This window comes from Salinivibrio sp. PR5, assembly GCF_001996085.1.
GTDB classification, from domain to species: Bacteria; Pseudomonadota; Gammaproteobacteria; order Enterobacterales; family Vibrionaceae; genus Salinivibrio; species Salinivibrio proteolyticus.
Window position 1 is genome coordinate 1 of sequence record NZ_MUFK01000023.1, and the last position, 12,732, is coordinate 12,732.

The following is a 12,732-nucleotide window of genomic DNA, read 5'->3' on the forward strand; positions in this document are numbered from 1 at the left end:
CTATAAAATATTTACCAACAAACTTATCCACAGCTCAGGCTATGGATGTGAAAAACCGTGGTTAACAGGAATGACGACTCGTGGCATGCTTAGCAGCTAACGTGTTTAACTGGCAACCAAGATTCTGATATGGCAACTCTTCCCGACAATCCGTTAATCCTTGTGGATGGCTCTTCGTACCTTTACCGGGCATACCATGCGTCTCCTAACCTCACCAATAGCCAAGGTGAACCCACTGGAGCCGTCTTTGGGGTGGTGAACATGCTGCGTAGTTTGTTGCGACAATTTCCCCATTCACATGTGGCGGTGATTTTTGATGCCAAAGGGAAGACATTTCGTGACGATATGTACGAGCAGTACAAAGCCAACCGTCCACCCATGCCAGATGACCTACGCGGGCAAATTGAACCTCTGCATAAGATTATTAAAGCGATGGGGCTGCCTTTACTCGCGGTAGAAGGGGTGGAGGCCGATGATGTGATTGGTACACTCGCCACTCAAGCTTCAAAAGCGGGAATGCCGGTCCTGATCAGCACCGGTGATAAAGACATGGCGCAGCTGGTGGATGAGCATGTCACCTTAATCAACACCATGACTAATGTGGTGATGGATCCTGAGGCGGTGCGTGAAAAGTATGGCTTTGGTCCTGAGCATATTATTGATTACCTTGCCTTGATGGGCGACAAAGTCGATAACATTCCTGGCGTACCGGGTGTGGGTGATAAAACCGCGACCGCGTTGATTGCCAATCTAGGCGGCTTGGATGATATCTACGCGAACCTCGATAAGATTGCAGCGCTCAGCTTCCGCGGCGCGAAAAGCATGGCGAAAAAACTGACTGAGCATCAAGACGCCGCTTACCTGTCTTATCAGCTCGCCACGATTAAATTGGATGTTGAACTGGATTTCACCCCTGAACAGCTAGTCAAGCAAGAGCCTGATAATGACACCTTGGTGACCATGTATCGTGACTTACAATTCCGCCGCTGGCTCAAAGAGCTGGATGAAGGCGATGCGCCGGAAGAGGCGGTGTCTGATGAGCCTATCCCACAAGAGACCACGATTGACCGCAGTGGCTACCAGACGCTATTAACGCGGGACGCACTGGACACTTGGCTGAAAAAAATTCGTGACGCTGAGGTGGTGGCGGTCGATACGGAAACCGATAGCCTCAACTATATGGAAGCCAATCTGGTTGGCATTTCATTTGCCGTCGCGCCGGGTGAAGCGGCGTATGTACCGGTAGCGCATGATTATCTGGAAGCGCCGGCGCAATTATCGCTGGATGAGGTGCTGGAGGTGTTGCGTCCTTGGTTGGAAGATCCCTCAGCGGCGAAAGTCGGCCAGAATTTGAAATATGATGCCAGTGTGTTTGCGCGTCATGGGATCACCTTAAAAGGGATCGCTTATGACACCATGCTAGAATCGTACGTCTATAACAGTGTGGCGGGACGCCATGACATGGACAGCCTCGCTGAGCGCTACTTGCAGCACACCTGCATCAGTTTTGAAGACATTGCTGGGAAAGGCAAGAAACAACTGACCTTTAACCAAATCCCTCTTGAGCAAGCAGCACCTTATGCGGCAGAAGATGCTGATATTACGTTGCGTTTGCACCAATACCTGATTGGAAAAGTCACCAGTGACGAGAAACTGAAAACCATCTTTGAGTTCTACGAGATGCCGCTAGTCAGCGTGTTGTCTCGTATGGAACGTCATGGTGTGCTAATTGACAAAGACAAGTTGGCGACCCAATCAGAGGCGTTACATACTCGTTTGATTGAGCTTGAGCGTGAAGCGTTTGAGATTGCCGGCGAAGAGTTCAACTTAAGCTCGCCCAAGCAGCTACAAGCGATTTTGTTTGAGAAAATGGGCCTGCCGGTGGTGAAGAAAACCCCATCAGGTAGCCCTTCAACCAATGAAGAAGTGCTGCAAGAGCTCTCACTCGATTACCCGCTGCCAGCACGGATTTTGGAATATCGTGGGCTGGCAAAGCTCAAATCGACGTACACGGACAAATTGCCGCGCATGATCAATGCGCAAACCGGCCGCGTGCATACCTCGTATCATCAAGCCGTCACCGCGACGGGGCGCTTATCGTCCACCGATCCGAACTTACAAAATATCCCCATTCGTAACGAACAGGGTCGCCGTATTCGAGAAGCCTTCACCGCGGAACCGGATCACACCATTTTGGCGGTCGATTACTCGCAAATCGAATTGCGAATTATGGCGCACCTATCCGGCGATAAAGCCTTGCTAGAAGCGTTCCGTGATGGCAAAGATATTCACGCCGCCACCGCAGCGGAAGTGATGGGGGTGAGTCTTGACGAGGTCACCAGTGAACAGCGTCGCCGCGCCAAAGCGATTAACTTTGGTCTGATTTATGGTATGAGTGCTTTTGGTCTGTCCCGTCAGTTAGGGATTGGCCGTCAAGAAGCACAAAGCTACATGGATACCTACTTTGAGCGCTACCCAGGCGTAAAGGCCTACATGGACCGCACCCGTGAGCAAGCGGCGGAAAAAGGCTATGTAGAAACCATTTTTGGCCGTCGTCTCTATTTGCCGGAAATTAAATCGCGTAATGGGATGCGTCGTAAAGGGGCCGAGCGCGCGGCAATCAATGCGCCGATGCAAGGAACCGCGGCCGATATTATTAAGCGTGCGATGATACTGGTTGATCAATGGATTCAAGCCAATGCCGCGGATGACGCCCGTCTGGTGATGCAAGTTCACGATGAACTGGTACTGGAAGTTAAAACGTCATCTTTATCCAAAGTTGAAAGTGAAGTACGGAAACTGATGGAGTCGGCGGCGGACTTGGACGTGCCTCTGATTGCCGAGTCTGGACACGGTAATAACTGGGGTGAAGCCCACTAAATCACGGCTTTTCCTGTGGTTTAATAACAAAAAAGCTAAAGCCGACACCCTGTCGGCTTTTTTTTCGTCCGTTTATCTTGCTGTTTTGGCGTCTTTTTGTACATTTCGATACAAATTTATGAAAAAAAATTACGTAGGATACTTTTCAACGCTGTGCATTTGATATACAGTTATTGGCGTAGGGTACAGAGGTAAGATGTTCTATCTTTCAGACCTTTTGTTTCACGTTATTGGATTTGGCTGATTCAGCAGCCCCAGTCAGGATACTGACTGGGGCTTTTTTTATTGGCAATTTCCCAACCGATGAAGACACCCTGCCACTGCCTTTTTATGTTTCGCTGGCTCGCCTATTCCCATTCTTTTCAAAAAAATTAGAGTAATTACTTTAATTTTAACGATGAGCTTGGTTATAATGCGCGCAGCTTCTTGTTCTTTATGTGTCTACGGGGTCTTATCAGATCGCTTACGCACAAAGATTCGCCGATCCTGTCTTAGGGTCGGCTTTTTTTTGGGCAATTTTGCCCGAAGTGATGGTTTTGTGACCTTGAGGCAGGAATCAAAGTGAATGTGCGGCGAGACTAATGGTTCGACAAAGCGATACTTGCGTTATGGGCGATTGTCTATAAAAATTGTCGCGATAATAAGATAAATCCTATTTCTCTCCCGTTGCCCCACCTGTTCAGGTGGGGACTTTATTTTCTCTGCCATCTTCAGGCTAGACGAGCTTATAAATGCAGCTTACTCGGCGTATAACAGGCGATCACTCCGGCTCTGCATCAGGGGAAGTCTCGTCGAGAACGCTCTCCTCAGGCGCTTGGTGGTACCAAGTGTCGAGCTTACGGCGAAGCTTATCGACGCCAATGCCTTTTAGGGATGAGAACAATTCAATCTCTACATCGCCACAAAACGCCAGTGCGGCTTCACGGATTTTCATCAGTTGTTGCTTACGGGCGCCGGATTTTAGTTTATCGGCTTTGGTCAGTAACACCATGACAGGCAGGTTGGATTGCACTGCCCAATGAATCAACTGTTGATCAAGATCCTTCATGGGATGACGAATATCCATCAACACCACCAGTCCGCCCAACTGCTCGCGTTTTTGTAGGTATTCACCCAGTGAGCGTTGCCATTTTTCTTTCATCTCCAGTGGCACTTGGGCAAAACCATAGCCGGGCAGGTCGACAATATGGCAACCATCGTCCACCCTAAAAAGGTTAATTAATTGTGTCCGCCCCGGCGTCTTACTGGTCTTTGCAAGGCTCTTTTGGTCACAAAGACGGTTAAGGGAGCTAGACTTGCCGGCGTTGGAACGACCAGCAAACGCGATTTCTATCCCAGTATTATCAGGCAGATGGCGAATATCGGGTGCGCTGGTAACAAATTGGGTGTTACGGTAATTAAGCGATTGCTCCACTGTTAACTCCGTCTCGTCTTGGTGTAGTAGACTGATTACTTTTGTGTGAATTTGTGTAAAATAACCGTGCTCGGTTTTTGATCGGTTATTGTACCATGACGGTAACGAAGTAGTGGTACTGGAAGCTTGATAATTATAAATGGAATGTCATGAAGAAATTAGCGCTAATATTGACCCTCCTCGCCAGCGCCTCAGCCTGGGCCCAAGGAGATGCTGAAGCGGGCAAAGCAAAAGCCAATACCTGTGCCGCCTGTCACGGTGCCGATGGTAATAGCATTTTGCCTGACTACCCCAACTTGGCGGGTCAGCACGCCAACTATATTGAAAAGCAATTAAAGGAATTTAAGCTCGGCGCGCAAAGCGGCGGAGAGCAAGGTCGTTACAATGCTGTGATGGCAGGCATGGTTGCACCGCTTTCAGAGCAAGACATGGCTGATCTCGCGGCTTACTATGCAACCTTGACGCCAAAGCCTGGCACTACGCCTGAAGGCTCGGTGGCGATTGGCCGTCAGCTTTATATGGCAGGTGATCCTGAGCGTGGCATTGCAGCCTGTACTGCGTGTCATGGTCCGCGCGGTAATGGTACGCCTTCTTCTGGTTTCCCCAAAATTTCTGGCCAGCCCGCGAAATACCTAGCGAGTCAGCTGAAAATGTTCCGCGATGGTGATCGTCATAACGATATGAATCAAATGATGCGCTCTGTGGCGGCGAAGCTGACCGACAACGAGATTGATGCGTTGTCGAAATATCTTGGTGGCCTGCACTAAGACAGCATTGCCTCGCGGCGACACGAATATATATTGAAAGCGAAAGGGGCGCAGGCCGCTTTCGCTTTTTTTGTTGTCTGACGTCTTACCCGCTTAGCGTTTATCTTCGGTTTTTTACTCATACCAACCGACTCTGTCCAGCTGACCCATTGACGCAGACGGCCTTACCGCGAAAAGAGCGGTTTTTTCTGTAAGAGATCGCCCATAGATTGCCGTGGAAAATAGATAGAATTTATGCGAGATAATAAAAAATAAACAATATAATCAAAACCTTAAAGCTAAATCTTATTCTTGTACTGATTTGTTTTTGGCTGCAGTTCTAGGCAATGGGCGTGGTTGTAGTATTCTATCCCCATCGACAGGACGTTGATGCATCACCTGCACGGAGCGCGGGGGAAACGCCAGGAAGGTGACGCCACCAAGGTGGTGCGCATGGAGCGCGTTAGCACAAGGAGTGTGATGCACGAGGACAGTGCCGTGGTTGTCATGATGACAAGGACGCAGGATGCGACGGTTAGGCAGGTAGCCACCACAGCAACAGGACGTTGATACAAAGGGCGCACAGCGCCATCAAGCAGGGACGAAAGACGTACCAGGACGGACGACACCCGCTTATATCGCTCAGGCGATACCGCGACAGGCTTTATGCCTGTCGCTTTTTTATTGACCCACTTTCTGCTACATTCGCGCCAGCTTCTGGCATTGAAGAATGATATGCAGCATTGCCCATTATGTGCGCACCAAGGCGTACACCCTTACCATAGTGATAAACAGCGAGCGTACTTTCAGTGTGCAGTGTGTGAGTTAGTCTTCGTTGACCGTGATGCGTTGCTATCGGCGGATGACGAGAAGGCGATTTACGACTTGCACCAAAATCATGCTGAGGATGAAGGCTATAAACGTTTTCTGTCCCGCCTGTTCACACCGTTAATGACACGGTTACCCCAACATGCTTACGGGCTCGATTTTGGTTGTGGACCGGGGCCGGTGTTGGCGAGGATGCTGACTGACGCAGGGCACACTATGGCCTGCTATGATCCCTTCTATGCGCCAGATGCACAGGTCTTAGAGAGGCAGTACGACTTTATTACCTGTACAGAAGCTATCGAACACTTTTATCAACCCGACGTGGCTTGGCAACAATGGCAAGCCATGCTGAAGCCCGGTGGATGGCTCGGGGTGATGACCAAGTTGGTCACAGACCAAGCGGCATTCTCACGTTGGCATTACAAAAATGACCCCACACACGTGAGCTTTTTTAGCCGTCATACTTTTGAGTTTTTAGCCGCGAAATCGGGCCTTGCGCTTGAATTTGTTGGCAACGACGTAATTTTAATGAGGAAACCACTGTCATGACGCGTAAAAAGAAAACGCGCCGCGTAGGATCGGAAGGCCCGGCGCAATACGTAGATAAAAACCAGAATGAACAAGATCGCATTGCGCGCATGCTGAAAAAGCAGAAAAAGCGCAAAGGTAAGAAAGCCGGCTCGCGTCATTCGGAAGAAAGTAAAACGCAAACGCGCCGCAGCGGTGGTAGTAAAGACCCGCGCATTGGCAGTAAAAAGCCTATCCCACTCGGGACGGATGCGGTGAAACCAAAGCAGCCTAAACTCACGCCTGAGCAGGAGCTTGCCAAACTCGAGCAAGACCCACAACTGAATGTGTTGTTGGATCGTATCGAAAATGGTGAGAAGTTAGGCTCTGGTCTGCAAGCGTATGTGGATGAAAAGCTCGATCGCATTGAAGTGCTGATGGATAAGCTTGGCTTACTCAATGACGACGACACTGATGAAGACGACCTGCTGGCAAAATTTGAACAACAGGACGACTAACGAGGAGTAACAGGTGCAGGATTGGATCTGGGTATTAGCCGGACTAGGCGGATTAATTATTCTCGGCCTATCCATTTATGCGGGGGTGTTGCTGGCTAAATTAAAACGCCAAAACACCTTACAAGCGCAGCAAAAAGAGTCTGCGATTGCCAAGCGCAACGATAAAATTGTCGAGAGTGTCGACGTGATTGCGTTTGCCGCACTTAACGATCAGTGTGATTTATCGGAAGCGGCGATTCGGCTCTATATGATCATGGATCATTTGCAAGGCGATAAACGGGTCGAGTTTGATCGCCGTTACCCCGCATTGTTTGAGCTGTATGAAGCGGTGAAAGATACCCCACGCGGCGAGGCGCGCAGTGCGCTGAAAAAGAAAGAGCGTATGAAGTTTGACCTAGAACGGGCGAAACACGAAGCGCGCCTTGAGCAAGCGATTAAGGCCGAGTTGGCCGAGATTCTCGCGTTTACGGGCGGTCGCCATATCCCTGATCATATCCTGACCCATTAAAGCCAGTCGCGCGGTCTATCTTCTGACCGCGCAATACCCCTATAATTATTGGGCGAAACTCGATCTCACCGACATTTTCGCATCGCTAGCGCCGGTTAGTGCTCAACACATCACCAAAAGCTGTGGCACACTAGGCGCTGTTGTCCTGAGCGCTCTTTGCGGAATTGTAAGCTATGTCCTCACCACAAGTTATTTGGGATCAAGCCCTTATCAATAAGTACAACTATTCAGGGCCCCGCTATACCTCGTATCCTACCGCGTTAGAATTTCACGAAGCCTTTACGGCCGCTGAATTTGATATGGCCTGTAGCCAGTATCCTGACCGGCCCTTATCGCTCTACGTACATATCCCGTTTTGCCATAAGCTTTGTTATTACTGCGGATGCAATAAAGTGGTGACGCGCCATCAGCATAAAGCAGATGAATACCTGGATGCGCTTGAGCATGAAATTCGCCAGCGTGCGTTTTTGCTGGGCACGCGTCGAGTGACTCAGCTGCATTGGGGTGGGGGAACGCCGACATTTTTAACTAAACCGCAAATATCCCGCTTGATGAGTTTGCTACGCCAAGAGTTTCACTTTGAGGCTGAGGCAGAAATCAGCATTGAAGTCGACCCGCGTGAAATCCCATTGGATATGCTTGATCACTTGCGCGGTGAGGGGTTTAACCGCATTAGCATTGGCGTGCAGGACTTTGATAAAAAAGTGCAGCAGTTGGTCAATCGAGAGCAAGACGAAGACTTTATCCACGCCTTGGTTGAGCGTGCGCGTGAGCTGGGATTTCGCTCCACCAATCTTGATTTAATTTATGGTTTACCCACACAAACGCCAGTGGGTTTTGCCAAGACCTTAGAGCAAGTGCTAGCGATGCGTCCGGGTCGTTTGTCGGTGTTTAATTATGCGCATTTGCCATCGCTGTTTGCTGCGCAGCGCAAGATTAAAGACGACGATCTCCCATCGCCAGATGCCAAGCTGACTATGCTGCAAGAGACCATCACCACATTAACCAATGCTGGCTACCAATTTATCGGCATGGACCATTTTGCTCTGCCCGATGATGAACTGGCTGTCGCGCAGCGTGAAGGGCGTTTGCACCGCAATTTCCAAGGCTACACCACGCAAGGTGATTGTGACTTACTGGGGTTGGGCGTGTCGGCGATTTCGATGATTGGCGATTGTTACGCGCAAAACCAAAAGGACATGAAGCAGTATTATCAGCAAGTGGATGCTGAGCGCCATGCATTGTGCAAAGGCGTGATGCTAGAGCGCGATGACCGGATCCGCCGTGATGTGATCAAAGCACTGATGTGTAATTTTTACTTGGATAAAGCCCAGATTGCGGCCGAGTATGACATCGACTTTGATGGCTATTTTGCCGAGGATCTGAAACTCTTGCAGTGTTTTGTCGATGATGGCTTGGTCGCCTTGACCGACACCAGCATTGCTGTGACCAAAACGGGGCGCATGTTGATTCGTAACATCTGTATGAGTTTTGATGTTTATTTACGGGATAGGGCTCGCCAACAACAGTTCTCGCGAGTGATTTAAACAAAAAAACCGCCAAACGGCGGTTTTTTTCTTGGCGCTTGGTTCGCAAATTAGCGGGCCGCGGCTTTGGCGGTCAGTGCCGCTTTCTCACTGTCAGACAAGAAAGCAATGGTCAGGCCATTTTCTTGCAGTGTGTGGATTTGCGCAGTAGTTAAGCCCGCAGCAGGGGCAGCCACTTCGTATTCATACGGGAGTTCAATGCCTTCGACGGCGGGATCGTCGGTATTTAACGAAGCAAGAATACCGTGATCGAGGAACTGACGTACCGGATGCTGAGACAAATCCGCCACCGTACTGGTTTGAATGTTCGACGTTAGGCAGCTTTCAATCCCGATACGGTTTTCGGCTAAGTAGTCCATCAGTTTTGGATCCTCAATCGCTTTAACCCCGTGCCCGATTCGGGTCGCGCCGAGTTCATTGATGGCTTGCCACATGCTGGCCGCACCCGCGGCTTCACCCGCGTGCACGGTCACTTGCAGATCGCTGGCACGGACTTTGGTGAAGTGTTGGGTAAATTGATCGCCAGGTTGGCCCAGCTCATCACCGGCCAGATCGATGGCGACCAATTGATGTTTCTGGGTCAGCAATGCATCTAGCTCAGCCATACAAGCTTGAGGGCCAAAGGTGCGGCTCATGATGCCAATCAGGTTGGTTTTTACGCCAAAGTCACGGCTACCGGCTTGCACGCCATCGACCACAGCTTCCACCACGCCTTCGAGAGGCAGTTGATGTTTCATCGCCATGTAGTAGGGCGAAAAGCGTAGTTCCGCATAATCAATGCGTGCGTTTAATGCGTCTTCGACGTTCTCATACGCCACACGGCGCACTGCATCCAAGTCACCCAGCACGGCGACACCCCAGTCCAGCTTGGACAAAAACGCGACCAGATCCGGCTCGTTTTCAACCACTTGCACATGTGGGCGCAATGACTCGATATCAGTGGCGGGCAGAGGCATCGCGAATTTTTGCCCCAACTCTAAAATGGTCTCGATACGGATGTTGCCGTCCAGATGGCGGTGTAAGTCCGTCAAGGGTAGGTCTTTTCTTATCATCATCGGTTCCCAGCAGGTGAGTTGGCGCTCAGTATAGCGATTGACCATCACATCGTCAGTAGCCAGTATGCCGATGACGTGACAACTATCGCGTGGGGAGCTTATCCGTTACCCGTTCTGTTGGCAGTTCGGCCAAAGGAAGCGGCTTGGCAAACAAGAACCCTTGGGCGTAGTGGCAGCCAATTTCACGCAGTCGAATTGCTTCTTCTTGGGTTTCAATCCCTTCGGCAACCAGATGGACGTCCATGCCACGGGTCATGGCTACTACGGCTTCAATGATGCGCTGGTTGGTCACATTTTCAGTCATCGAATGCACAAAGCTGCGATCGATTTTTAAACTATCAAAGGCCATCTGGTGAAGGTATGCCAGTGAAGAATAGCCGGTCCCAAAGTCGTCAATGGCTATTTTGATGCCCAGTGCACGGATTTTAGTTAGCCCTGATGTTGCCAGTTGCTCGTGGCTCATCAATTGAGATTCGGTGATCTCTAAGGTGAGGTTATCGGCGGGCAAGCGGGTACGTGACAGGACATCTTGCAACTTATCGATAAAATCAGCGGATAAAAGCTGGCGGGCGGATAAGTTTACGTGCAGCTGAAAATCCGCAGCCCACACGCCTTTTTCAATTTGAGCGACGGTATCGTACGCAGCCTGTTCGAGCACTTGCATACCAATTTGATTGATTAAACCGCTTTGTTCGGCCACCGGAATAAATTCGGCGGGCGACACCATACCCCGACTGGGACTTTCCCAACGGACCAGTGCTTCGGCGCCACAGAAACGGCCATCAACAAGACGCACAAGAGGTTGATAGTAAACCACAAATTCATGGTGCTGCACGGCATGATGAAGCTCGAGAAGCAAGCGCGACTGCTCTTGGACACGCGCTTGCATACTGGCCTCAAAGAAAACATAGGCATCGGTTTCACTGCGTTTTGCCTCACTCAGTGCCAATCCTGCGTGTTGCAATCCTTCGTAAATGGCATCGCCAAAGGTGTGGCCAAAGACTACCCCAGCACATGCATCGACCAAGACCTCATCGTTACCGATTTTGACCGGACGCTTAAACAGGCTGAGTAATTGATTCACCAAGGCTTCTGACTGAGTGCGGTTGGTGGTGTTGGGAGCCAGTACTGCAAACTCATCACCGCGAATCCGTGACACCAACATTCCAGTGCCATCCGCGAGATCGGTTAAGCGCTGAGCAATGGTGCACAGCAGTTGGTCGCCGCCGTCTTGGCCAAGGCTGTCGTTGATGTTGCGAAACCCGTTGATGCCGAGGATCACTAAGGTGTTGGGCGTGTGATAGCGGATGGTGTTGGCTTGTTCTAATAAGCCTTCTCGGGTGTACAAACGGGTTAAGTTGTCTTGACGGACCTGTAGACGTAGTGCATTGAACGAGTCCTGCACTTTGTCGGACATGTTGTTAAAGGCATCTTTAAGAATGGCGATTTCTCGCAAACTGGCAGAGGTATTGATCCGATACGTCAGGTTCCCTGAAGCAAGCTTGGCGGCAGCTTCCGCGGTATCGCGCAAAGGGCGGGTGAGCTGGCGAATAATTAAATACACCACCATTAACCCAACTAGCGCCATGGTTATCACGAGGTAGACACTGATCTTTTGTTGGTTGAGTAAGCTCTCTAGCAGTAATTGATCGGGCAAGGCCACCACCACATACCAGTCGTGTTGGAAAGGTGCTGCCATGTCTACCTTCTTGATTATGCCGTAAAAATTGCCCTTGTCGGCAATCTTAAAATAAAAAGGTTGCCCCAATTGCGAGGGCGCAGGGGGCCAGTCATCGGAGATATTTCTGATGGTATTGTTGAGCACCGAGTTATTGGGGACGCCTGGAAAATGAAGAATATTGGTCGGACTGTCTTGGCCGCTATGTGCCAGCATGCGCCCTTCACTATCGACAATAAATAAGGCACCGCCCAGCTTTTGCTGACGCTCACTTAAAAACTGATTGAAAGCAGTTAGTTTGATGTCGCTGGCAACCACGCCCCATACTTTGTCGTTTATTTGAATGGGGGCAATGGCAGAAAGCGAGACTTCTCCCACTTCATCAGCATCGCGATAAATATCGGTCCAGCGAGGCTGCTCACGGTTAAAGGCAGGAATATACCAAGGACGCACACGGGGGTCGTAATCCCCATCTTGATAAATCACATTGGATAAAGGCGTACGCCCATCGAAGATGCGTAAGGCGCGGTTGGTCTCATCACTGCGCTCCATGAGGATGTATTGGCCACTGGTGCTTTTGCGGTAGCCGTAATAGTCGCCGCGGGCATCGACACCGATACTCAACACCTGCATATGAGGCATAGCTTGAAAAAGGGAGGTATAGCTGTTGAGCAAGTAATTGCGAATGTCTTGTGGGGTGGGGTTGCGATCTTTCGCCCACGCCGCCACGCTGTCAGCGACAAAGACATTGGCGTAAAACGGATTTTCGAGGTATTGGCGTAAGTCGTGCTCAACCCCCTGAGAGTAGTCGGTAAGCAGTAACTTACCAACGAAACGCGAACTGGACTGGTAATGATTGTTGATTGTAAAAACGATCACAATCAGTGTCAGCGTGAGTACGAGAAACACGGGTAACATGACAGCTGCTCGAATCGAAAGGGGACGCATGTTTCTCATTAGTACAACAACTTAACTCTTCTTAAGAACCCAACACAATTGGCGGATTGTACCCCAATCACTGTTATTAAATTTAGCAGAGGTTCAAAGTGTT

At 50.1% G+C, this 12,732-nt stretch carries 10 protein-coding genes; 7 read left to right on the plus strand and 3 right to left on the minus strand.

All coding sequences use genetic code 11. The features are described from left to right. The first annotated feature begins 129 nt into the window (after positions 1–129). Together polA and BZG82_RS16745 are read left to right on the plus strand one after the other, a co-directional pair. Positions 130–2,880 (plus strand): DNA polymerase I, encoded by a 2,751-nt coding sequence (gene polA, locus BZG82_RS09500; protein ID WP_077663223.1) that lies wholly within the window; start codon positions 130–132, stop codon positions 2,878–2,880. Between the two features lie 196 nt (positions 2,881–3,076). Beyond that, positions 3,077–3,124, plus strand: coding sequence for a hypothetical protein (locus BZG82_RS16745; protein ID WP_438616993.1), 48 nt, complete (start codon positions 3,077–3,079; stop codon positions 3,122–3,124). Positions 3,125–3,640: 516 nt separating this feature from the next. Here the strand turns inward: BZG82_RS16745 and yihA are convergent. Beyond that, positions 3,641–4,294 carry a ribosome biogenesis GTP-binding protein YihA/YsxC gene (yihA, locus tag BZG82_RS09505; RefSeq protein WP_077765711.1) on the minus strand — a complete coding sequence of 218 codons (654 nt, stop codon included), beginning with the start codon at positions 4,292–4,294 and terminating at the stop codon, positions 3,641–3,643. 149 nt (positions 4,295–4,443) lie between these two features. Between yihA and BZG82_RS09510 the strand changes: the two genes are divergently transcribed. The 5 genes from BZG82_RS09510 to hemN all read left to right on the plus strand — a co-directional run bounded on the left by BZG82_RS09510 (position 4,444) and on the right by hemN (position 8,948). Next, on the plus strand, positions 4,444–5,061 hold the full coding sequence (locus BZG82_RS09510) for a c-type cytochrome (RefSeq protein ID WP_069590267.1): 618 nt from the start codon (positions 4,444–4,446) through the stop codon (positions 5,059–5,061). A 714-nt stretch (positions 5,062–5,775) separates the two neighbouring features. Further along, the gene (locus BZG82_RS09520) at positions 5,776–6,417 is read left to right on the plus strand and encodes a class I SAM-dependent methyltransferase (RefSeq protein ID WP_077765728.1); all 642 of its coding nucleotides are present in this window, start codon (positions 5,776–5,778) and stop codon (positions 6,415–6,417) included. Continuing rightward, complete coding sequence (gene yihI / locus BZG82_RS09525; protein WP_077481524.1) at positions 6,414–6,893, plus strand: Der GTPase-activating protein YihI; 480 nt, start codon at positions 6,414–6,416, stop codon at positions 6,891–6,893. The genes BZG82_RS09520 and yihI overlap by 4 nt, the downstream gene beginning before the upstream one ends. Before the next feature lie 13 nt (positions 6,894–6,906). After that, entirely contained in the window at positions 6,907–7,401 is a 495-nt protein-coding gene (locus tag BZG82_RS09530) for a DUF2489 domain-containing protein (protein WP_077765713.1), read from the plus strand. A gap of 173 nt (positions 7,402–7,574) precedes the next feature. Next, on the plus strand, positions 7,575–8,948 hold the full coding sequence (gene hemN / locus BZG82_RS09535; protein ID WP_077765714.1) for an oxygen-independent coproporphyrinogen III oxidase: 1,374 nt from the start codon (positions 7,575–7,577) through the stop codon (positions 8,946–8,948). 50 nt (positions 8,949–8,998) lie between these two features. On the opposite strand, the gene add is transcribed toward hemN, so the two are convergent. Together add and BZG82_RS09545 are read right to left on the minus strand one after the other, a co-directional pair. Continuing rightward, on the minus strand, positions 8,999–10,000 hold the full coding sequence (gene add / locus BZG82_RS09540) for an adenosine deaminase (RefSeq protein WP_077765729.1): 1,002 nt from the start codon (positions 9,998–10,000) through the stop codon (positions 8,999–9,001). 85 nt (positions 10,001–10,085) lie between these two features. After that, positions 10,086–12,629, minus strand: coding sequence for a bifunctional diguanylate cyclase/phosphodiesterase (locus tag BZG82_RS09545; protein WP_158075996.1), 2,544 nt, complete (start codon positions 12,627–12,629; stop codon positions 10,086–10,088). Positions 12,630–12,732: the final 103 nt, after the last annotated feature.

What these genes read in the sequence shown, in the direction of transcription:
- polA (WP_077663223.1), top strand. Translation starts at nt 130, where the DNA reads ATGGCAACTCTTCCCGACAATCCGTTAATCCTTGTGGATGGCTCTTCG.
- BZG82_RS09510 (WP_069590267.1), top strand. Translation starts at nt 4,444, where the DNA reads ATGAAGAAATTAGCGCTAATATTGACCCTCCTCGCCAGCGCCTCAGCC.
- BZG82_RS09520 (WP_077765728.1), top strand. Translation starts at nt 5,776, where the DNA reads ATGCAGCATTGCCCATTATGTGCGCACCAAGGCGTACACCCTTACCAT.
- yihI (WP_077481524.1), top strand. Translation starts at nt 6,414, where the DNA reads ATGACGCGTAAAAAGAAAACGCGCCGCGTAGGATCGGAAGGCCCGGCG.
- hemN (WP_077765714.1), top strand. Translation starts at nt 7,575, where the DNA reads ATGTCCTCACCACAAGTTATTTGGGATCAAGCCCTTATCAATAAGTAC.
- add (WP_077765729.1), bottom strand. Translation starts at nt 10,000, where the DNA reads ATGATAAGAAAAGACCTACCCTTGACGGACTTACACCGCCATCTGGAC.
- BZG82_RS09545 (WP_158075996.1), bottom strand. Translation starts at nt 12,629, where the DNA reads ATGCGTCCCCTTTCGATTCGAGCAGCTGTCATGTTACCCGTGTTTCTC.